Genomic DNA, 21,675 nt, shown 5'->3' with positions numbered 1-21,675 from the left:
CATCAATACCGGTAATGGTCGGATTTGAAGGGGCCCTCGGGCGTCACGCCGATATAGGCGGCCTGTTCGGACGACAGCACGGACAGTTTCGCACCGATCTTGTCCAGGTGCAGTCGCGCGACCTTTTCGTCCAGCGCCTTGGGCAGGATGTAGACGCCGGGCTTGTAGTCGTCGCCCTTGGTCCACAGCTCGATCTGCGCCAGCACCTGGTTGGTGAAGCTGGCCGACATCACGAAAGACGGGTGGCCCGTGGCATTGCCCAGGTTCAGCAGGCGCCCCTGCGACAGCAGGATGATGCGATTGCCCGACGGCATCTCGATCATGTCCACCTGGTCCTTGATATTGGTCCATTTGTGGTTGCGCAGCGCCGCGACCTGGATCTCGTTGTCGAAATGGCCGATGTTGCCGACGATCGCCATGTCCTTCATGGCGCGCATGTGCTCCAACCGGATCACGTCGCGGTTGCCGGTGGTGGTGATGAAGATGTCGGCGCTGTCGGCAACATCCTCCAGGGTCACGACCTCGAACCCGTCCATCGCGGCCTGCAGCGCGCAGATCGGATCGACCTCGGTCACCTTCACGCGGGCGCCCGCGCCCTGAAGGCTGGCGGCCGAGCCCTTGCCCACGTCGCCATAGCCGCAGACGACAGCGACCTTGCCCGCCATCATCACGTCGGTGGCACGGCGGATGCCGTCGACCAGCGATTCCTTGCAGCCGTACTTGTTGTCGAATTTCGACTTGGTCACGCTGTCGTTCACGTTGATCGCGGGGAAGGGCAGCTGGCCGTTCTTCTGCAGGTCGTACAGGCGGTGGACGCCGGTTGTCGTCTCCTCGGACACGCCGACGATCTGGTCGCGCATCTTCGTGAACCAGCCGGGCGACTGCGCCAGGCGCTTGGCGATCTGCGCCTTGATGACGGTTTCCTCGTCCGACTGCGGCACGGGGATCACGTCCTCGCCGGCCTCGGCGCGGGCGCCCAGCAGGATGTACAGAGTCGCATCGCCGCCATCATCCAGGATCAGGTTCGGGCCCTCGGGGAACTGGAACGAGCGATCAAGGTAATCCCAATGCTCGGCCAGGCTCTGCCCCTTGATGGCAAAGACCGGGACACCCGCAGCGGCGATGGCGGCAGCGGCGTGATCCTGGGTCGAGTAGATGTTGCAGGAGGCCCAACGGACATCCGCGCCCAGATGGGTCAGCGTCTCGATCAGGACGGCGGTCTGGATGGTCATGTGCAGGCTGCCGACGATCCGGGCGCCCGCCAGCGGCTTGGCCTCGCCGTATTCGGAACGCAGCGCCATCAGGCCGGGCATTTCCGTCTCGGCGATGTCCAGTTCCTTGCGGCCGTATTCGGCCAGCGCAATGTCCTTGATGATGTAATCGGTCACGGCTGCTCTCTTCGGTCATTCACAGGTTGCAACCGGGATACCGCAAGCACCATGGGTCCGAAAGGGGCTAATCCGTCACATGCCGGCCATATGGGGCTGGCTGCTGCGCGCCATGCGATGCACGAAATCATGCGTCAGATGCTTGGCGGTGGTCAGGGAATCGCGCTCTTCGGTCCAATCCTTTAGGCGGCCGTCCAGAACCAGCCGCGCAAGCCCCACCACATAGCAGCGCGCGGACAGGGCCAGCATCGCGATATCCTCGCGCGGGTGCAGGCGACCGGTATCGCGGGCCCGCGCCAGCATGCGCAGCGTCAGATCGGCGATGCTGTCGGTATAGCGCCGCAGGATGGGTTCATGCCGTGCGTTGGTCAGATCGCAGTCCTGCAGCAGCCTAAACTGCGCGGGATAGCGGCAGGCCCAATCCAGATAGGTGTCGCCCAGGCTCAGGAACTGCGCGACGGGGTCGTCGGGATCGACGCGGACCACCGCGCGGGTGCAGCTGTCGATCAGCACGACCAGCGCCTGTTCGACGCTGGCCACCAGCAGGGCGCGTTCATCGGCGAACAAGGCACGGACCCGTTCGACGGGTTCGTCGACGGCTTCGGCAATATCGGCAATCGTGGGGGGCTGGCGGCGTTGGTCCAGGACAAGCGTCATCGCGGCACTGATGGCGCGGTCGTGCAGACCCCTGGGGTCACGGCGTTCCGACAGGTGTTTCATCACGATGCAATCCGATCCGTTGCGGGGTGGGCCAAACGAAAACAGATGACTTGAATGTGATTTAGGGCCAGAATGCCCCAGAAAAGCAGCCGTGGAATCTGTGTAGCAACCAAATTTGTGCATCTTAAAAGGGTGCGCAATTCGGATAAGACAATCATAGCACGAAGTGTCGCCTTGGCGACATATCTAAATGGACAGGTCCGCGTGCCGGGGGCACGCGGACCTGTGATTTCAGCAACCTTGCGGTGGATGCGTATCAGGCGCCGGATCGTGCGACGCGCTTGCGTTCGTGCGGATCCAGGTGCCGCTTGCGCAGGCGGATGTTCTTGGGCGTGACCTCGACCAGTTCGTCGTCGTTGATATAGGCGATCGCCTCTTCCAGCGACTGGCGGACCGGGGGCGTCAGGCGGACGGCCTCGTCGGTGCCGGAGGCACGGACGTTGGTCAGCTGCTTGCCCTTCAGCGGGTTCACCTCAAGGTCGTTGTCCCGGCTGTGTTCGCCGATGATCATGCCCTGATACAGCTCTTCCTGCGCGCCGATGAAGAACTTGCCGCGATCTTCCAGTTTCCACAGCGCATAGGACACGGACACGCCGTTCTCCATGCTGATCAGCACGCCCTGGCGACGGCCCTGGATGGCGCCCTTGTGCGGCGCCCAACCGTGGAAGATGCGGTTCAGCACGCCGTTGCCGCGCGTATCGGTCATGAACTCGCCCTGATAGCCGATCAGGCCACGCGAGGGGACATGGGCCACGATGCGCGTCTTGCCAACGCCGGCGGGACGCATCTCGACCAAATCGCCCTTGCGGTCGCCGGTCAGCTTTTCGATCACCACGCCGGTGTACTCGTCATCGACGTCGATGATGACTTCCTCGATCGGCTCCAGGCGCTGGCCATCCTCTTCCTTGTAGATCACGCGCGGGCGGCTGATCGACAGCTCGAACCCTTCGCGGCGCATGTTCTCGATCAGGACGCCCATCTGCAGTTCGCCGCGACCCGAGACAACGAAGGCCTCGCCGCCGGGGGTATCCTCGACCTTGATGGCGACGTTGATCTCGGCTTCCTTCATCAGGCGCTCGCGGATCACGCGGCTCTGGACCTTCTTGCCGTCCTTGCCGGCCAGCGGGCTGTCGTTGATGCCGAAGGTGACGCTGATGGTCGGGGGATCGATCGGCTGCGAGGGCAGGGCCTCCATCACGTCCGGGTGGCACAGCGTGTCGGCCACGGTGGCCTTGGCCATGCCCGCGATCGTCACGATGTCACCGGCCTCGGCCACGTCGATCGGGGTCTGGGTCAGGCCGCGGAACGCCATGATCTTGCTGATGCGGAACTGCTCCAGCCGCTCGCCGTCGCGCGACAGCGCCTTCAGCGTGTCGCCGGCCTTGGCGGTGCCCGCCTCGACGCGACCGGTCAGCAGACGGCCCAGGAAGGCGTCGGCGCCAAGCGTCGTCGCCAGCATCTGGAACGGTTCGTCCGCGCGGGTGATCTGCTTGGGCGGCTGGACGTGCTTCAGGATCAGGTCGAACAGCGCGTCCATGTTCTTGCGCTCGCCGTCCAGCGTCGCGTCGGCCCAACCGCCGATGCCCGAGGCATAGACATGCGGAAAGTCCAGCTGCTCGTCGCTGGCGCCCAGGTTGGCGAACAGGTCGAACACGTCGTTCAGCGTCTCGTCGGGCTCGGCTGCGGGCTTGTCGACCTTGTTCAGCACGACGATCGGACGCAGGCCCAGGGCCAGTGCCTTGGAGGTCACGAACTTGGTCTGGGGCATCGGGCCTTCGGCCGCGTCGACCAGAAGGCAGACGCCGTCCACCATCGACAGGATGCGTTCGACCTCGCCGCCGAAATCGGCGTGGCCGGGCGTGTCGACGATGTTGATGCGCGTGCCCTTCCATTCGACCGAGGTTGCCTTGGCCAGAATGGTGATGCCGCGTTCACGTTCGATGTCGTTGCTGTCCATCGCGCGTTCCGCGACGGCCTGGTTGTCGCGGAAGGAGCCCGACTGACGCAGCAGCTGATCCACCAGGGTGGTTTTGCCGTGGTCGACGTGAGCGATGATGGCGATGTTGCGGATATCCATGACGGCCTTAATCTGTAGGTTTCGCGGCTGCCCTAGCCGATAAGGGCCGCGAATGCCAGCCCGCAAATGCGCATGGCCCCCGACACGGGGGTCGGGGGCCACGCTTGTCACAGTTCCGTCGCGTCGGACGGAGACGTCCCGTCAGGTGCGGCGACGCGACAGGCCGCCCCAGACGCGACCGGCATCGCGGTCCGAACCCCCCTTGATGGCGCCCATCCAGGCGGCCAGACCGGCGACCAGCGACGACACGGCCAGGAACAGCGCGCTCCACACCGCACCGCGGCGGGCGGATTCTGCAGCGGCGATGGCGGCATCCTGTGCCTCTTGCAGCTGCTGTTCGGCCTGCGCCTGCAGTTCCTGGGCGCGCTCTTCGGCAGCGGCCACGGCTTCCTCGGCCTGAGTCCGCGCTTCTTCGATGCGGGCTTCGGCTTCGGCACGCAGGTCCTGAGCCTGGGTCACGGCTTCCTCGACGCGGGCGTCGATCTGGGCCGGGGTCAGGTCGGTACGGGCAGCAAGCGCGTCGCGCATATAGTCCAGATCGTCATCGGCCACCTCGCCCGTGCGCAGCACGGTCCCCAGGATGCCGGTGACCTCGTTGCGGATCGCCTCGTTCGAGAACTGATCCGGTGCCGCAGCCTCGCTGCGCAGCAGACGGTCGGTCACATAGTCCAGCGGATTGCCGCCCATGTCCTGACCACCAGCGGCATCACCGGCGCCCGAGATCGCGCCGCCAGCCAGCTGACCGACGCCGCTGACGGCACCGCCAGCGATCTGGCCCACGCCACCGACGACGCCGCCGGCCAGCTGGCCGGCGCCCTGAACGGCACCACCTACGGCGGAACCCGCAGCCTCGACCGCGGTCGACGCCGCGTTGCCGGCCGCGCGAACGCCGCTGGACACCGCACCTGCGGCCAGGATGCCTGTCAGGATCATGCCGATCGCCCAAACGGTCAGGCCATGGATGCCATCGCGTGCATCCGTTTGGTCCTCACCGGAATGGGTGCGACGGCGCATCCGTCCGGACACGTATCCACCCAGACCATAGACGGCCACCATGGACGCGAAGGCGAACAGGCCGACCAGGATCAGGGCGAACGTGCCCAGACCTTCGCCCGGCTCTGCCGAGACGGAACCAAGACCGATGGCAGCCGTGAAGCCCGTGAAGACGACCGAGGCGCCTGCGGCGATGGCCGCACCGGCAAGGATGGATGCCCAGTCGACATGGGGGCGCGAGCCGGTGCCGGCTGCTTCGAGGTTTTCGTTCATGCTGTTAACCCTCAACGCAGGCCGAGGAACGACAGGACGAACAGGACGACGACAACCAGGCCGACAATGTAGATGATCGAGTTCATGGCATTTTCCCTTTGCTTTCGGCGTCTGCCGCGCCCGGGGGCGCGACACGGCGACGCATCTGTCAGCAAACGGACCACGCTGCGCGCAAGTTCCCTGTTGCACAGGAAAATCCGACCGGATGTTGCGCGGGTTCAACCGGCGGCGTGCAGCCAGCCCAATCCGGACTGGGTGGTTCGGACGGGGGCGTATTCCGCCGATACCCAGCCACGGTACCCCCAGTCGTCCAACTCCGCGAACAGGGCGGGATAATCAAGGGTGCCGACGTCGGGCTCGTTCCGGCCGGGATGGCCCGCGATCTGGATGTGGCGCACCAGCGGGGCGACCTTGCGCCAGCAGGCCTGCATGTCGCCCGTGATGACCTGCGCATGATAGGTGTCCAGCTGCAGCCCAAGGTTAGGCGCGGCGATGCGGTCGATGACGTCGATGGCCATGCCGTAATCGGTCAGAAAATAGCCCGGCATGTCGGTGTCGTTCACGGGTTCGATCGTCAGGCTGGCATGGGGGGCGCGGTCCGTGGCCCAGGACAGGTTCGCGACAAGGGTCTCCAGCGCCTGAGCACCCTCGGCGCGACCGGCCATGATGTGGATGTGACGCGCGCGCAGCGCCTGCGCCACGCGCAGGCTGCGTTCGAAATCGCGACGAAAGCGATCCTCCAGCCCCGGAACGGCGGCAAACCCGCGCGGTCCGCCGGCCCAGTTCGGCGGCGGCGCGTTGATCAGCACGATCGGCAGCCCCGTCTTGACCGACGCGCGATAGAGGTCCTGCGCCGCGATGTCATAGGGGAACAGGATCTCGACCCCGGTGAACCCGGCCTCGGCCGCGGCGGCAAAGCGGTCGATCATCTGCAGTTCGGTGAACAGCGTCGTCAGATTGGCTGCGAACTGCGGCATTCAGGGCTCCAGCGCGAAGGACTGTCCGCCGGACCGCACCGCCGCGCGCCCGTCGGGCCCGGGATCGGCCGCGGCCGCCAGACGGTAGAAGGTCTTGCGGTCGATCAGCGCCTCCAGCCCGCCGCGCACATGGACATAGGGCCGCGGAACCTCGGCCGTGCCGCGGATGATGATCGCGTGATCCGGGCCCGCCGTCACCCGTTCGCACATGTTGGTGACGAAGGTGATCGCGTCCTGGGTGATGTCGGCGTCGGTGACCAGGAAGGGCGCATCCTCGACCTGAATGCCGATCTTCTCGACCGGAGAAACCAGGTAAAATCGGTCGCCCTCACGCTTCAGGATGCTGGCGAACAAGCGCACCATCGCGGGGCGTCCGATGGGCGTGCCTTCGTGCAGCCAGGTGCCGTCCGCGCAGATGGTCAGGTCCATCTCTCCGCAATAGGGCGGGTTCCACAGATGCACGGGCGCCGGCCCGTCCTTGGCCGCGATCGCCGCGGCCTGCGCCAGCCCGTCGGGGTTCACGCTTTTGTCACCGTTTTCCGCCATTCGATCTGGTCGCCTGTGTCTGGACTGCCTATGCTTTACTTAAACCAGCGCGGGGGCAATGTCATGACGTCGGACGAATTTCTGGTGCAAGAGGTCCAGGCCCTGGCCGCCCGCCTGTCGGATGCCCGCGCCAGCGTCGAACGTCGTTTCGTGGGCCAGCACGAGGTGGTCGAACAGGTCCTTGCGTCGATCTTGTCCGGGGGACACGCGCTGCTGATCGGGCAGCCGGGCCTGGGCAAGACCATGCTGGTCGACACGCTGTCCACCGTCCTGGGTCTGGACAGCGCCCGCATCCAGTTCACGCCCGACCTGATGCCCGCTGACATCCTGGGGTCCGAGGTCCTGGACGCGCGGCCCGACGGAAGCCGGGTGTTCCGTTTCATTGAGGGGCCGGTCTTCACCCAGCTGCTGATGGCCGACGAGATCAACCGCGCCAGCCCCCGCACCCAGTCCGCCCTGCTGCAGGCCATGCAGGAGCGCGAGGTCACCATCAGCGGCCAGCACCGCCCCCTGGGCCGTCCGTTCCACGTCCTGGCCACCCAGAACCCGATCGAGCAGGAGGGCACCTATCCGCTGCCCGAGGCGCAGCTGGACCGGTTCCTGCTGCAGATCGACGTCGATTATCCGGACCGCGACACCGAACGCCAGATCCTGATCGCCACCACGGGGCTGGAGGATGACACCCCGCACGCGGCCTTCACCCCCAACCAGCTGATCGCGGCACAGCGCCTGATCCGCCAGATGCCCGTCGGAGAGACCGTGGTCGAGGCGATCCTGGACCTTGTCCGCGCGGCCCGCCCCGGTGCACCCGAGGCCGCGTCCTTCGTCACCGATGCGCTGACCTGGGGACCGGGTCCGCGCGCCGCGCAGGCGCTGATGCTGGTCAGCCGCGCGCGTGCCGTGCTGAACGGCCGCTATGCGCCGACGCTGGACGACGTGGCCGCGATGGCGGCGCCCGTGCTGCGGCATCGCATGGCGCTGTCGTTTGCCGCCCGTGCACGCGGAGAGACGGTCGACGCGGTGATCGGCCGCCTGCTGGACGACCGCATCGGCACCCGTCGCGCCGCATGAGCGTCACGCCCACCGATCTGCGCGCGCGGGCCGAAGGGGTCGCCGGGCATCTGCCCGGCCTGATCCTGTCGGCCGAACGGCTGGCCGCGATGGTGGCCCCGGGCGCCCATGGCCTGCGCCGCGCCGGTCCCGGAGAGGATTTCTGGCAGTACCGCCCCGCGGGCGCGGGCGATGGCGCGCGCAGCATCGACTGGCGGCGCTCCGGCCGGTCCGACAGCCAGTTCGTGCGCGACCGCGAGGCGCAGACGGCGCAATCCGCCGCCCTGTGGCTGTCGCGCGCGCCCGGCATGGATTTCACCGGCGGGCCCAACCGCCCGACCAAGGCCGAACGCGGTCAGATCCTGACGCTGGCGCTTGGCATGCTGATGCTGCGCGGGGGGGAAAAGGTCGGGCTGCTGGGCCAACCCGCACGGGCCGGCCGCATCCAGGCCGACCGCCTTGCCGACCAGCTTGCGACGGGTACCGCCGCCGAGGATGCCGCCCCGGCCCACGCCCTCCGACCGAACCTGCGGGTGGTGATCCTGTCGGACTTCCTGACCGATCCGGGCTGGGTTGCGGACCTGCTGGGGCAGGCGGCGGGCCTGGGCCTGTCGGGTCTGCTGTTCCAGATCCTGGACCCGGACGAGGCGCATTTCCCCTATGACGGCGCGGTCGAGTTCCGCTCTGGCAGCCTGCGGCATGACAGCCGCGATGCCGGCGGGCTGCGCGCGGCCTATCTGGCCCGGCTGGCCGAACGACAGGCCTGGCTGGAGGGGCAGGCACGGCGGGCAGGCTGGCAGTTCGGCACGCATCTGACGGACGCCGACCCCGCACAGGCGCTGAACTGGCTGTGGCAGGCACTGGGGCAGGGGGCGCGCTGATGCTGCTGCTGGGGCCCCTGGGTTTCGCCGCGCCATGGCTGCTGGGCGCGCTGATCGCACTGCCGGTCCTGTGGGTGATCCTGCGCGCCATGCCGCCCGCGCCGCGGCGGGTGATCTTTCCGGGCGTCGCCCTGTTGGCGGGGCTTGTCGATCGCGCGCCCATCTCCAGCCGCACGCCATGGTGGCTGCTGCTGATCCGCTTGGCGGCGGTGGCGGCGGCGATCCTGGCCTTTGCGGGGCCCGTCTGGCGCCCCGTGGTGCAGCCCGCGGACGACGGGCCATTGCTGATCGTGATGGATGCGGGCTTTGCCGCCGCGCCCGATTGGGCGGCCCGCCAGACGCGCGTCGAAACCGCCCTGACGGATGCCGCCGCCGCGGGCCGGCCCGCGGCATTGCTGATGGCCGACGGACGGGGACAGGGCGCGCTGGCGTTTCAGCCCGCCGATGCCCTGCTGTCCGGCCTGCGCGCCGCGCAGCCGCAACCCTGGTCGACGCGCCTGCCCGACGATCCGGGCGCCGCGCTGGCCGATGCGCCGGAGGGGTCGCTGTCGACGCTGTGGATCGCGGACGGGACCGATCATCCGAACCGCGCGGCGTGGCTGGCGGCCCTGGCGGATCGCGGCCCGGTGACGGTCGTACCGCCCGCGCGTCCGCTGCGGACGCTGGCGCTGGCTGCGGGCGACACGCCGTCGCTGACGCTGACCTCGGTCGATGATGCCGCCCCGGCGATCCAGGCCATCGGCCCCGATCCGCAGGGGATCGAGCGTGCGCTGGCCAGCCTCACGCCCGGCGACGCGACGGATGCCGACGGGCTGACCGTCCGCCCCGTGGCCATCGACCTGCCGCCCGAACTGCGCAACCGGATCACCCGCTTTCAGATCGAGGCCGAAAGCCATGCCGGCGCGGTCGTTCTGGCGGACGACCGCGTGCGCCGCCGCAAGGTGGCCCTGGTCGGCGATCCGCTGGCCGAAGGTCAGCAGCTGTTGGCCCAGACCCACTACTTGCGCCAGGCGCTAGCCCCCACGACCGACTTGGTCGAAGGCGCCTTGGGCGATGTCCTGGACACCGCGCCCGACGTGATCGTGCTGGCCGATCAGGTGCAGCTGGCCGAGACGCTGGACCTGACGCAATGGGTGGCCGAAGGTGGGCTGCTGATCCGCTTTGCGGGGCCGCGCATGGCCGGTTACGACCGCCTGGCCGAAGAACCGCTGCTGCCCGTGGCGCTGCGCCAGGGCGGGCGCGACATCGGCGGCGCGCTGTCCTGGGGCGACCCGCGCGGGCTGGCGCCGTTCCCCGATGACGGTCCGTTTGCGGGCCTGCCCGTGCCGGATGATGTGTCCGTCCGCGCGCAGCTGATGGCCCAGCCCGCGCCTGATCTGGCGGGGCGCACCATCGCGTCGCTGTCCGACAACACGCCGCTGATCACCCGCGACCGGCTTGGCCAGGGGCAGGTCGTGCTGGTCCATGTGACGGCCAATGCCGAATGGTCGAACCTGCCGCTGTCGGGCCTGTTCCCGCAGATGATGGAGCGCCTTGTCGCCACCGCCCGCCTGTCGCCTTCCGAGGCTGCGACCGAGGACCTGACTCAACCCTTCTGGACGCCCGAGGCCGTGCTGGACGGGTTCGGGCGTCCCGCCGAGGCCCAGGGCCTGACCCCGGTGCCCGCCGCCGATCTGGCGCAGGGGACGGGCCCCGACCGCCCCGCGGGCATCTATGCGGCGGGCGAGCGGCGCCGGGCGCTGAACGCGGGCGGTCCCTTCGTGCGGGCGACCTGGCCCGGCGCCACGGTCGAGGCCGTCGCCGCCACGCCGGGACGCGACCTGAAGGGCGCGCTGCTGGCCACGGTGGCGCTGCTGCTGGCGCTGGATGCCATCGGGTCGGCTTGGCTGGGGCGCGGACGCAGGCGGGGGGCCATGGCGGCGGTCGCGCTTGTTTTGGCGATGCTGCCGGGACCGCGGGCGCAGGCGCAGGACCTGGATCCCGATCTGATGCGGGCCGCGGCCGACGTGGCGCTGGCCTATGTCGTGACGGGCGACGCGCGGATCGATCAGGCTTCCGAACAGGGTCTGACCGGGCTGTCGCAGGCGCTGCGCAGTCGCACCTCGGTCGAGCCGGGACAGCCGATCGGGATCGATTTGGACCAGCACGACCTGTCGCTGCTGACTTTCCTGTACTGGCCCATCACCGATGCACAGCCCGCGCCCGGACCGCAGGCCTATCTGCGGCTGAACGCCTTTCTGCGGTCGGGGGGAATGATCCTGTTCGACACACGCGACGGCGACATCGCGGGTGTCGGCGGCCCCGACATGTCGCAGGCGCTGCGCCGCTTGGCCGCGCCGCTGGACATCCCGCCCCTGGCGCCCATTCCCGACGATCACGTGCTGACGCGGACATTCTATCTGCTGGACGACTTTCCGGGCCGCTGGCAGGGCAATCCGGTCTGGGCCGAGGCCCCGACCGTCACGTCCCAGGCAGAGGCCGGCGTGCCGTTCCGCCAGCTGAACGACGGGGTCAGCCCGGTCATCATCGGCGGCAATTCCTGGGCCGAGGCCTGGGCGGTCAACGCCGACGGCTATGCGGCCTATCCCATCGGACAGGGCTGGGAGGGTGACCGCCAGAGAGAGATGGCGGCCCGGTTCGGCGTGAACCTGGTGATGTACGTGCTGACCGGAAACTACAAATCCGACCAGGTGCATGTGCCCGCCCTGCTGGACCGCCTGCGGACCGAGGAGATCCTGGCACCATGACATCCCTGACCCAGCTGCGGTTCGACCCGGCCCTGCCGTGGTGGGCCATCGGCATGCTGGCCGCGCTGGCGGTGCTGGTCGCGGCCTTCGCGCTGTGGCGCGGGCTGCGGGGCTGGGCATGGCGCGGCTTGGCGGGGCTGGCGGCTGCGCTGGCTCTGGCCGGGCCGGCGTTGGAACTGGGCACGCGTGCGGCCCTGTCCGACATCGTGATCCTGCTGGATGACCGCTCTGCCAGCCAGGCCCTGCCGGGGCGCGCCGCGCAGGTCGATCAGGCGGTGGACGACCTGTCCGCGGGCATCGCCGCATTGCCCGGCACCGACCTGCGTCGCGTGACCGTGGGCGACAGCGATGACGGCACGGCGCTGGCCACCGCCCTGTCGCGCGCCATCGCCGCCGAACCCGAGGCTCGGCTGGCCGGGGTGATCGCCGTCACCGATGGCCGCCTGCACGACCCGCAGATGCTGCCTCAGGGGATGGCGGCGCCGCTGCACGTGCTGCTGACCGGTCAGCCGCAGGACTGGGACCGCCGCCTGGTGATCGAGGAGGCCCCGGCCTTTGGCCTGATCGGGCAGGAGGTCACCATCCGTCTGCGTGTCGAGGATCAGGGCCTGGTCCCCGAGGCCAGCCGCACCGGCAGCGTCACCCTGCGCCTGTCTGTGGATGGCGAGGACGAGCAGACCGTCGCCGTGCCCCTGAACACCAGCCTGTCCCTTCCGGTGACGCCCGGCCATGCCGGCCAGAACGTCGTGCAGATCGCGCTGGACGACGCACCCGGAGAGCTGACCGACCGCAACAACGCCGCCGCCATCAGCATCAACGGGGTGCGCGACCGCCTGCGTGTTCTGCTGGTGTCCGGAGAGCCCCATGCGGGTGAGCGTACATGGCGCAACCTGCTGAAATCGGACGCGGCGGTCGATCTGATCCATTTCACCATCCTGCGCCCGCCTGAAATCATGTTCGATGACGTCCCGGTGGACGAACTGTCGCTGATCGCCTTTCCGACGCGCGAGCTGTTCCTGGAACGGATCGATGATTTCGACCTGATCATCTTTGACCGCTACAGCGTGCGGGGCATTCTGCCGCCCGAATACTACATGAACATCGCCCGATACGTCGAGGACGGCGGCGCGATCCTGGTGTCGGCCGGCCCCGAGATGGCGTCGGTCGAAAGCCTTAACCTGTCGCCTCTGGGGCCGATCCTGCCTGCGCGGCCCACCGGTCGCGTCATCGACCAGCCGTTCACGCCGCGCCTGACCGATGACGGACGGCGCCATCCGGTGACCGCGGGCCTGGGCGGCCCCGATCCCGACGCTCCCGATTGGGGCCGCTGGCTGCGCCTGTCCGAGGTCACGCCCACAAGCGACGCCCAGGTCGCCATGACCGGGGCCGAGGACAAGCCGCTGCTTATCCTGGACCGGGTCGGAGAGGGGCGCGTCGCGTTGTTGACGTCGGACCAGGTCTGGCTGTGGGGGCGCGGGTTCGAGGGCGGCGGCCCGCAGCTGGAGCTGCTGCGCCGCATCGCTCACTGGTCGATGAAGGAGCCCGAGCTGGAGGAGGAAGCCCTGCTGGCGGATGTCCGCGACGGTCTGGCCGTGCGGTTCACCCGCCGCACCATGCAGGACGGCGCCGGCCCGCTGCAGGTCACCGCCCCCGACGGCAGCATCAGCCAGGTCCCGTTGGCCGCCGACGGGCCGGGCCGGTTCGTCGCGGACTGGACCGCGCCCGAACCCGGCCTGTACCGCCTTGCGGATGGCGACATGCGCCGCGTGCTGGCGCTTGGCCCCGCGGCGCCCCGCGAATTCGAGGAGACGGTGGCCGAAGCGCCCCTGCTGACACCCTTGGTCGAGGCCAGCGGCGGGTCGGTTCAGCATCTGTCCGACGGCGTGCCGGACCTGCGCCAGACGCGTGCGGGCCGGGCGGCCAGCGGCGATGGCCTGGGCGGCCCCTGGATCGGCGTCACCCCGCGCGATGCCGCGACCGTCACCGGCCTGGACCGCAAGCCGCTGCTGCCCGGATGGGCATGGCTGGCGCTGATCGCGGGGCTGATCCTGACCGGCTGGCTGGCCGAGGGGCGGCGCCGTCCCGCCTGACCCGCTTGCCATCCGGCCCCCTGGTTGGTAACCCCGACGAAACCGTCTCAAGGAACGCAAATGGCTGACGACACGCGCAATCCCGCCCCCTATACCGAGGCCGACCTGTCGCTGATCAAGCGGATCATCCCACACCGCTATCCCTTCCTGTTCATCGACAAGGTGCGCGACATCGTCCCGTTCGAGAGTGCGGTGGGCATCAAGAACGTGACCAGCAACGAGCCGCATTTCCAAGGCCATTTCCCCAACCACCCGATCATGCCCGGCGTGACCATCATCGAGGCGATGGCCCAGACCGCGGCAGTCGTGGTGGGCATCAGCATGAACGTCATCGACGAGGAAATGCAGACCTATTTCATGGGCATCGACAACTGCAAGTTCCGCCGCATGGTCGTGCCGGGCGACGTTCTGGAGCTGCATTGCCGCGCCATCCGCGGCGGCGGCAAGATCTGGAAGTTCGAGGGCAAGGCCATGGTCGACGGCCAGCTGTGCGCGTCGGCGGAATACACCGCGATGATGGCCCGCAAGGATGGCTGATGCCCTGATCCACCCTTCGGCCGTGATCGAACCCGGCGCCCAGATCGGCGCGGGGGTGCGCATTGGCCCGTTCTGCGTGGTCGGACCCAAGGTCCGGCTGGCGGACGGGGTGGAGCTGAAATCCCATGTCGTCGTGACCGGCGACACCTCGGTGGGCGAGGGGACGGTGATCTTTCCCTTCGCCAGCATCGGTGAGGTCCCCCAGGACCTCAAGTTCAAGGGCGAGGACGTCCGCCTGCAGATCGGCGCCCGCAACCGCATCCGCGAATACGTGACGATGAACCCCGGCACCGCCGGCGGCGGCAGCGTCACCACCGTGGGCGACGACGGGCTGTTCATGGCGTCCAGCCATGTGGGCCACGACTGCCGGATCGGCGACCGGGTGATCCTGGCCAACAGCGTGGCCATCGCGGGCCATTGCGTGTTGGAGGATGACGTGATCGTGGGCGGGCTGTCGGGCGTGCATCAATGGGTCCGCATCGGCCGCGGCGCGATGATCGGGGCGGTGACGATGGTGACTGCCGACGTGGTCCCCTATGGCCTGGTCCAGGGGCCGCGCGGGCATCTGGACGGTCTGAACCTGATCGGGCTGAAGCGTCGCGGCGCGACCCGGTCCGACATCGCGGCGCTGCGGTCCCTGCTGGGCGATCTGGGCCGCGGATCCTTCCGCGATACGGCCCGTACGCGTGCCGAGGCGCAGGTGACCGGCATGGAACGCGACGTGCTGGACTTTATCCTTGGCCCGTCCGACCGCAGCTTTCTGGCGCCCAAACCCGAATGAGCCGGATCGCCATCATTGCGGGGCAGGGCGCCCTGGCCCCGGCCGTTGCCGCCTGCCTGGACGATCCGTTGGCCTTCGCCTTGCCGGGCTTTGCCCCGGACGGCCTGACCGCCACGACGTTCCAGCTGGAACGTCTGGTACCGTTTCTGGATGATCTGCATGCCAAAGGGGTGACCCGCGTGGTCTTTGCCGGCGCGATCCGGCGGCCGCGGCTGGACCCCGAGGCGTTCGACCCGCGGACCGCGCAGCTTGTCCCCCGCATCCTGACCGCCATGCAGTCGGGCGATGACGCCGCACTGCGAACGGTCCTCGACATTTTCGAGGAGAATGACCTTACGGTTTGTTCCGTCAGTGAAATTGCGCCTGAACTTATCCCGGCGGAAGGCATCCTGAGCGGAGAGCCGACCGATGCAGACCGCAGGGACGCGGGCCGGGCCGCGCGGATCCTGGCCCAGACCGGGCCGCTGGACCTGGGTCAAGGGGCGGTCGTCGCGCAGGGCCTGTGTCTGGCTCTGGAAACGCTGCCTGGCACTGCCGCGATGCTGGATTTCGCCGCGCGCCATGCCGACCTGCGCCCCAATCCCAAAGGCGCCCGCGGCGTCCTCTACAAGGCGCCGAAGCCGGGACAGGATCTGCGCATCGACCTGCCGACCCTTGGGCCCGACACGGTGGATCAGGCCGTATCGGCGGGACTTGCCGGCATTGCCTGGGCGGCGGGACAGGTGATCCTTCTGGACCGCCCGGAAATGGTGCGCCGTGCACAGGCGGCGGGCCTGTTCCTGTGGGCGGCAGGCGGGCTGGACTGAAAAGGCTGGCCCTTTCGCGTCCGTCCCAATACCCATGACTTGGCAGCAAGAAGGCGGCACGGCATGCGTTATTTCCTGATCGCGGGCGAGGCTTCGGGCGACCAGTTGGGCGCCGCGCTAATGGCGGGACTGCGTCAGCTTGATCCGCAGGCAGAGTTCCTGGGCGTCGGCGGCCCCGCCATGACCCCCCTTGGCCTGACCAGCCTGTTCCCCATGGACGAGCTGTCGATCATGGGCATCTGGGAGGTCCTTCCGAAATACCGCCACCTGAAACGCCGCATCGCGCAGACCGCGCAGTCGGTTATCGATGCCGCCCCCGACGTCCTGATCACCATCGACAGCCCCGATTTCGGCCTGCGCGTTGCGCGCCTGGTCCGTGCGCAGCGTCCCGACCTGCGGACGGTGCATTACGTCGCGCCTTCGGTCTGGGCCTGGCGGCCGGGGCGGGCGCTGAAGATGGCGCAGGTGATCGATCACGTGCTGGCGATTCTGCCGTTCGAACCGCCGCTGATGCGGGCCGCGGGCATGACCTGCGATTTCGTGGGTCATCCCGTCGCCACCGCCGACGTGGCTGGCCCGGACGAGGCGCAGTTGTTCCGCAATGCCCATGGCATCGCGCCCGACGCGCCGGTGGTCCTGTGCCTGCCCGGTTCGCGCCGCGGAGAGGTCACCCGCCTTGGCCCCCGCTTCGACGAGGCGCTGATCCGCCTGCGGGACCGCGTGCCCGAAGTCCGCGTGGTGCTGCCGACGGTTCCGGGCGTGTCCGGGATGGTCCGCGACATGATCCGCCGCTGGCCCACAGCCCCCATCGTGATCGAGGAGCCGGACGAGAAGCGTGCCGCCTTTGCCGCCGCCGATCTGGCGCTGGCCGCGTCGGGGACCGTCAGCCTGGAACTGGCGGCCAATCGCATCCCGATGGTCATCGGCTATGACATGGCGCCGCTGTCGCGCCTGATCGTGGGGGCGCTGCTGCGCACCGACACCGTCACGCTGGTCAACCTGGTCAGCGAGACGCGCGCCGTGCCCGAGTTCCTGGGCAGCCGCTGCCAGCCGGGCCCCATGGCACAGGCGCTGCAGGACGCGCTGGAGAACCGTGCAAAGCGGGGTGCCCAGTTGGACGCCATGGACCTGACCATGGACCGCTTGGGCAAGGGGGGAGAGGCGCCGGGCCTGCGCGCGGCGCGCTCTGTCGTTCAGGCGATCACAGGACCGCGGTGACGATGATCTCGACCGCGTAGTCGGGGGTCGCCAGCGCGGATTCGCCGGTGGCGCGGGCGGGCGTGTGGCCCTGGGGCACCCAGGCATCCCAGACGGCGTTCATCTCGGCGAATTTCGCCATGTCGGCCATCCAGATCTGGGCAGAGACGATGCGGGTCTTGTCGGTGCCGGCCTGCGCCAGCAGCGCGTCGATCTGGTTCAGGATCGCGGTGGTCTGGTCCGTGACCGAGGTGCCCGGCTCTCCGACCTGGCCTGCCAGAAAGACGAAACCGTTGGCGATGACCGCCTGGCTCATCCGCGGGCCGGTTTCCAGACGCTTGATATCGGTCATGATGCTCTCCTTTGGCGATATGCGCGCGGACGCTATACGCGGGGCGCGGGGGCGGCAAGGCGGGTTGCGGACGTTCCGGTTGCGTTCTATCCTGCGCCCATGTCCGACCTGTCCCCCTTGCCCGCCATGCCCGGCCAGCGCCTCGCGCGCGGCACGGGGCGGCTGCTGCGCAGCCTCGACCACGCGGTGCTGACCGAGTTCACCCCCGTCCGGGGCCTGCGCGTCGACCTGATCAGCCTTGGCCCAAAGGGAGAGCTGTGGGTCGTCGAATGCAAAAGCTGTCGCGCCGATTTTCAGGCCGATCGCAAGTGGCAGGGGTACCTTGACTGGTGCGACCGGTATTTCTGGGCGGTCGACTGCGACTTTCCGACCGATCTGCTGCCCGATGACACCGGCCTGATCCATGCCGATGCCTTCGGCGCCGAGATCACCCGCATGGCCCCCGAACATCGCCTGTCGGGTCCGCGCCGCACCAAGGTGCAGCGCGACTTTGCGCGGGCCGCAGCCCTGCGGTTGCAGGTGATGTGCGACCCGGGCGCGCTTATCGCCGGGGCTTCTTAGGCTTGCCGCCCTGTGCCATGGCGCGGGCGGCCTCGGCCGCGGCCATCAGCTCCTCGGCGATCTCGGTCGCCTCCTCGGGGTCGAAGTCCATCGGCAGGTCCACGCCCTCTCCCTGCACATAGATCCGCACCATCCCAAGGTCGGTCGGGCCGATCTGGATGTTCGCGGTGATGTCGCTTTCGCTGTTGATGCCCATGGCTTGTCCTTTCGCGGTGAAACTTTCTGTATCGCGGACGCAATTTCACGGCAAGCGGGGCTTGCAACCCTGCGGACACGGGGCTAAAGAACCGCCCTGTGCCGCCTTAGCTCAGTTGGTTAGAGCGCTAGATTGTGGATCTAGAGGTCCCCCGTTCAAGCCGGGGAGGCGGTACCACCTTTCCCCAGCATCCGGCCACTTTCTGCACTGCAGCATCTTGCGCAGCGCGTCCCGCGCGTGAGACCATGCACGCCATTGCAACCGGGAGAGGGACGCCGCATGGGCCTGCTGGGAATATTTCTGTCGCTGATACTGCTGATGTATCTGGCCTATCGCGGGATCAACGTGCTGATCCTGGCGCCACTGTTGGCGCTGCTGGCGGTGGTGATGTCCGGGGACCTGCCGATTCTGGCGACCTATACCCAGGTCTTCATGAATTCGCTTGGCGGCTATGTCATCACCTACTTCCCGCTGTTCCTGCTGGGCGCGATCTTCGGCAAGGTCATGGCCGACAGCGGCGCCGCGCGATCGATCGCGGAATGGATCGTCGACAAGCTGGGCGCTCAGCGCGCCGTGCTGGCGGTCGTCCTGTCCTGCGGCGTGCTGACCTTCGGCGGGGTGTCGCTGTTCGTGGTGGCCTTTGCGGTCTATCCCATCGCCAACGCGCTGTTCCGTCGCGCCGACATCCCCAAGCGCCTGCTGCCCGCGGCCATCGCGCTTGGGTCGTTCACCTTCACCATGACGGCATTTCCCGGCACGCCCGCGATCCAGAACGCCATTCCGATGCCGTTCTTCGGCACGAATGTCTTCGCGTCGCCGGTGCTGGGCACGCTGGCCGGGGTCATCATGCTGGCAGGCGGCACGATGTGGCTGAACCGCCGCGCCCGCGCCGCCGGGGCCGAGGGCTATGGCGACCACCCCGTCACCGCCGCTGACGCGACCCTGCCCGAGGATGCGGACCTGCCGCCCTTCGCGCTGGCGATCCTGCCTGTGGTGTCGGTGATCGTTCTGAACGCGGTCCTGACCTGGTTCGTCTTCCCGAACATGTCCGCGGACTATCTGGCCGAACCGCGCTATGGAGAGACGACCCTGTCGTCGGTCGCCGGCATCTGGGCGATCATCGTGTCGCTGGTCGCGTCGATCCTGCTGGCCGTCGGCCTGAACCTGCGCCGCTTTGCCAACCTGCGCGAGAGCGTCAATTCCGGCACGATGGGGTCGCTGCTGCCGATCTTCAACACCGCGTCCGAAGTGGGCTATGGCGCCGTCATCGCCTCGCTGCCGGCCTTTGCGCTGATCCGCGACGCCGTGCTGGGCCTCTTCCCGAACAACCCGGTGGCGTCGCTGTCGGTGGCGGTGAACGTGCTGGCCGGCATCACCGGATCGGCCTCGGGCGGCATGTCCATCGCGCTGAACACGCTTGGCGAACAGTTCGCCACGATGGGCCAGGAACAGGGGATCAGCATGGAACTGATGCACCGCGTCACGGCGCTGTCCTCGGGCGGGTTCGACGCGCTGCCGCATAACGGCGCGGTCATCACGCTGCTGGCCATCACCGGGCTGACCCACAAGAAAAGCTATCCCGACATCTTCGTGGTCGCGGTGCTGATCCCGGTCATCGCGCTGATTACGGTGATCGTGCTGGGGACGGTGCTTTAACGGTACCCCTGGGCCTGCAGCTCGAACAGCTCCTTGTAGCGGCCGGGCCGGGCGACCAGCTCGGCGTGGCTGCCCTGGTCCTGGACGCGGCCGCCCTCCAGCACGATGATCCTGTCGGCCATCCGCACGGATGAGAAGCGATGAGAGATCAGCAGCGCCGTCCGCCCCTGTGTCAGTTCGCGAAACCGCAGAAAGACCTCGTATTCCGCCCGCGCGTCCAGCGCGGCGGTGGGTTCGTCCAGCACCAGCAGCTGCGCATCGCGCATATAGGCACGCGCGATGGCCAGCTTCTGCCATTCGCCCCCCGACAGGTCCAAGCCGCGGGCGAACCGCTTGCCGACCATCTGGTCATAGCCCTTGGGCAGCTTGGCGATGACCTGATCGGCCAGGGACCGTTCGGCCGCCGTCACGATGCGGGGGCGGTCGTCGCGCGCGTCGATCCGGCCGATGGCGATGTTCTCGGCCGCGGTCACTGCATAGCGGACGAAGTCCTGAAAGATCACGCCCACGGTGCCGCGCAGCTGGTCCAGGTCATAGCTGCGCAGGTCGCGCCCATCCAGCGTGATGCGGCCTTCGTCCGGGTCATACAGACGCGCCAGCAGCTTGACGATGGTCGTCTTGCCCGCGCCGTTCTCTCCGACCAGGGCGACCGTCTCTCCGGCGCGCAGCTCCAGCGTCATGCCGCGGATCGCCCAATCCTCGCGGCCCGGATAGCGGAAGCCCACATTCTCGAACCGGAAGCCCTGCGCGATGGGCACCGGCACCGGCAGCGGATCGGCGGGGCTGGCGATGGCCGGGCGGGCGGTGAAGAAATCAAACAGGTCGTCCAGGTACATGGCCTGACCCGCCATGCTGGAGAACCCCGACAGCAGCCCCTCTAGCAGCCCGCGCAGGCGCAGGAAGCTGCCTGACAGGAACGTCAGATCGCCGATGGACAGCTGCCCCGTCAGCGTGCGCGCGATGATCCACAGAAAGGCCGCGTAATAGGCCAGCGTGCCAAGCGCGGTCAGCACCGCCATCACCGACAGCTGGCGGCGCTGGATCACCCGGTTCTCCAGGTAGAACCGCCGGGCCAGGGTCAGATATCTGTCGCGCAGCCAAGGGCTTAGGCTGAAGATCTTGACCTCTTTCGCGGTCTCGGCCGTAGCTGCGATCATGCGCAGATAGTCGCGTTCGCGCCGGTCCGCCGCGCGGGCGTGGTTCAGCGCATAGGTGCGGGCGTTGAAATGCATCTCTCCCATCAGGGACGGGATCAGCGCCAGCGCCAGAAGCACCACCAGCCACGGATTGTAGACCACCAGACCCACGCCAAAGCTGATGACGGTGACGCTGTCCTGCATCTGCTGCATCAGCTGGTTCAGCAAGGGGATGCGCCCCATTGTCTGACGCCGCGCGCGGTCCAGGCGGTCCTGAAAGCTGGCATCCTCGAAGGAGGCCAGGTCCAGATCCGCCGCGTGATCCATCAGCCGGATCGAGATGTCGATGACCAGCTTCTCCTGCAGCAGCGCATCGACATAGGCGACCAACCGCCCCAGCACGTCCTGCGCGATCGCCAGCGCCAGTTCCAGCGCCACCAGCCCGATCAGCGGATGCGCCAGCCCGCTGTCCCACCAGCCCGCCAGCGTGTCCGGCCCGCCCGCGGCCGACAGGGCCACGACCTGGTCGATGATCAGCTTGCCGACCCACAGCATCGCGACCGGCATCAGCGCCCGCATCAGGCGCAGCGCCACCATGGCCAGCGTCAGCGCGGGGCTGGCCCGCCAGACCATGACCAGAAAGGGCGGGATGTTCTTCAGCGCCGCCCAACGCGCCGCATAATCGGGGGATGCGGGCGCGTCGGGCGGCAT

At 68.3% G+C, this 21,675-nt stretch carries 19 protein-coding genes and 1 tRNA gene; 11 read left to right on the top strand and 9 right to left on the bottom strand.

Going from position 1 to position 21,675, the window contains the following annotated elements:
* Nucleotides 1-2: 2 nt before the first annotated feature.
* The 6 genes from ahcY to PRL19_RS12915 all read right to left on the bottom strand — a co-directional run bounded on the left by ahcY (nucleotide 3) and on the right by PRL19_RS12915 (nucleotide 6,974).
* Nucleotides 3-1,388, bottom strand: a complete 1,386-nt coding sequence (gene ahcY / locus PRL19_RS12940) for an adenosylhomocysteinase (RefSeq protein WP_127898484.1) — start codon at nucleotides 1,386-1,388, stop codon at nucleotides 3-5.
* Nucleotides 1,389-1,463: 75 nt separating this feature from the next.
* A complete protein-coding gene (locus PRL19_RS12935; protein WP_045999189.1) occupies nucleotides 1,464-2,108 on the bottom strand; it encodes a TetR/AcrR family transcriptional regulator in 645 nt (214 codons plus the stop codon).
* A gap of 256 nt (nucleotides 2,109-2,364) precedes the next feature.
* Entirely contained in the window at nucleotides 2,365-4,185 is a 1,821-nt protein-coding gene (gene typA, locus PRL19_RS12930) for a translational GTPase TypA (protein WP_045999190.1), read from the bottom strand.
* 141 nt (nucleotides 4,186-4,326) lie between these two features.
* On the bottom strand, nucleotides 4,327-5,451 hold the full coding sequence (locus PRL19_RS12925; RefSeq protein ID WP_273743212.1) for a hypothetical protein: 1,125 nt from the start codon (nucleotides 5,449-5,451) through the stop codon (nucleotides 4,327-4,329).
* Nucleotides 5,452-5,669: 218 nt separating this feature from the next.
* The gene (locus tag PRL19_RS12920; RefSeq protein WP_273743211.1) at nucleotides 5,670-6,428 is read right to left on the bottom strand and encodes a hydroxypyruvate isomerase family protein; all 759 of its coding nucleotides are present in this window, start codon (nucleotides 6,426-6,428) and stop codon (nucleotides 5,670-5,672) included.
* Nucleotides 6,429-6,974 carry a DUF1285 domain-containing protein gene (locus PRL19_RS12915; protein ID WP_273743210.1) on the bottom strand — a complete coding sequence of 182 codons (546 nt, stop codon included), beginning with the start codon at nucleotides 6,972-6,974 and terminating at the stop codon, nucleotides 6,429-6,431. It abuts the gene before it with no gap.
* A gap of 63 nt (nucleotides 6,975-7,037) precedes the next feature.
* Here PRL19_RS12915 and PRL19_RS12910 point away from each other — a divergent pair, with 63 nt between their 5' ends.
* The 8 genes from PRL19_RS12910 (at nucleotide 7,038) to lpxB (ending at nucleotide 17,084) form a co-directional block, all read left to right on the top strand.
* Nucleotides 7,038-8,045: an AAA family ATPase gene (locus tag PRL19_RS12910; protein WP_273743209.1), complete on the top strand. Its 1,008-nt coding sequence runs from the start codon at nucleotides 7,038-7,040 to the stop codon at nucleotides 8,043-8,045.
* The gene (locus tag PRL19_RS12905) at nucleotides 8,042-8,905 is read left to right on the top strand and encodes a DUF58 domain-containing protein (RefSeq protein WP_273743208.1); all 864 of its coding nucleotides are present in this window, start codon (nucleotides 8,042-8,044) and stop codon (nucleotides 8,903-8,905) included. The genes PRL19_RS12910 and PRL19_RS12905 overlap by 4 nt, the downstream gene beginning before the upstream one ends.
* Nucleotides 8,905-11,652 (top strand): DUF4159 domain-containing protein, encoded by a 2,748-nt coding sequence (locus tag PRL19_RS12900; RefSeq protein ID WP_273743207.1) that lies wholly within the window; start codon nucleotides 8,905-8,907, stop codon nucleotides 11,650-11,652. The genes PRL19_RS12905 and PRL19_RS12900 overlap by 1 nt, the downstream gene beginning before the upstream one ends.
* Nucleotides 11,649-13,742, top strand: coding sequence for a hypothetical protein (locus PRL19_RS12895; RefSeq protein WP_273743206.1), 2,094 nt, complete (start codon nucleotides 11,649-11,651; stop codon nucleotides 13,740-13,742). Before PRL19_RS12900 ends, PRL19_RS12895 begins: the two co-directional genes overlap by 4 nt.
* 60 nt (nucleotides 13,743-13,802) lie before the next feature.
* Nucleotides 13,803-14,279 carry a 3-hydroxyacyl-ACP dehydratase FabZ gene (gene fabZ, locus PRL19_RS12890; protein WP_045981419.1) on the top strand — a complete coding sequence of 159 codons (477 nt, stop codon included), beginning with the start codon at nucleotides 13,803-13,805 and terminating at the stop codon, nucleotides 14,277-14,279.
* Nucleotides 14,272-15,060, top strand: a complete 789-nt coding sequence (lpxA, locus tag PRL19_RS12885; RefSeq protein WP_273743205.1) for an acyl-ACP--UDP-N-acetylglucosamine O-acyltransferase — start codon at nucleotides 14,272-14,274, stop codon at nucleotides 15,058-15,060. Before fabZ ends, lpxA begins: the two co-directional genes overlap by 8 nt.
* On the top strand, nucleotides 15,057-15,866 hold the full coding sequence (locus PRL19_RS12880) for an LpxI family protein (RefSeq protein WP_273743204.1): 810 nt from the start codon (nucleotides 15,057-15,059) through the stop codon (nucleotides 15,864-15,866). The genes lpxA and PRL19_RS12880 overlap by 4 nt, the downstream gene beginning before the upstream one ends.
* 63 nt (nucleotides 15,867-15,929) lie before the next feature.
* Nucleotides 15,930-17,084: a lipid-A-disaccharide synthase gene (gene lpxB, locus PRL19_RS12875; protein WP_273743203.1), complete on the top strand. Its 1,155-nt coding sequence runs from the start codon at nucleotides 15,930-15,932 to the stop codon at nucleotides 17,082-17,084.
* Here the strand turns inward: lpxB and PRL19_RS12870 are convergent.
* Complete coding sequence (locus tag PRL19_RS12870; protein WP_045981415.1) at nucleotides 17,068-17,415, bottom strand: RidA family protein; 348 nt, start codon at nucleotides 17,413-17,415, stop codon at nucleotides 17,068-17,070. The genes lpxB and PRL19_RS12870 overlap by 17 nt on opposite strands.
* Nucleotides 17,416-17,514: 99 nt before the next feature.
* Between PRL19_RS12870 and PRL19_RS12865 the strand changes: the two genes are divergently transcribed.
* Nucleotides 17,515-17,976 carry an MmcB family DNA repair protein gene (locus PRL19_RS12865; protein ID WP_252929178.1) on the top strand — a complete coding sequence of 154 codons (462 nt, stop codon included), beginning with the start codon at nucleotides 17,515-17,517 and terminating at the stop codon, nucleotides 17,974-17,976.
* On the opposite strand, the gene PRL19_RS12860 is transcribed toward PRL19_RS12865, so the two are convergent.
* A complete protein-coding gene (locus PRL19_RS12860; protein WP_045999198.1) occupies nucleotides 17,957-18,172 on the bottom strand; it encodes a DUF6324 family protein in 216 nt (71 codons plus the stop codon). The genes PRL19_RS12865 and PRL19_RS12860 overlap by 20 nt on opposite strands.
* A gap of 100 nt (nucleotides 18,173-18,272) precedes the next feature.
* Here PRL19_RS12860 and PRL19_RS12855 point away from each other — a divergent pair.
* Nucleotides 18,273-18,349 (top strand) — tRNA-His (locus PRL19_RS12855).
* A gap of 102 nt (nucleotides 18,350-18,451) precedes the next feature.
* On the top strand, nucleotides 18,452-19,828 hold the full coding sequence (locus PRL19_RS12850) for a GntP family permease (protein WP_273743202.1): 1,377 nt from the start codon (nucleotides 18,452-18,454) through the stop codon (nucleotides 19,826-19,828).
* On the opposite strand, the gene PRL19_RS12845 is transcribed toward PRL19_RS12850, so the two are convergent.
* Entirely contained in the window at nucleotides 19,825-21,675 is a 1,851-nt protein-coding gene (locus PRL19_RS12845) for an ABC transporter ATP-binding protein (protein ID WP_273743201.1), read from the bottom strand. The genes PRL19_RS12850 and PRL19_RS12845 overlap by 4 nt on opposite strands.

Source organism: Paracoccus marcusii, assembly GCF_028621715.1.
Lineage (GTDB): Bacteria > Pseudomonadota > Alphaproteobacteria > Rhodobacterales > Rhodobacteraceae > Paracoccus > Paracoccus marcusii.
Note: the sequence above shows the minus strand (reverse complement) of the source record. Positions and strands in the feature narration are given on the sequence as shown.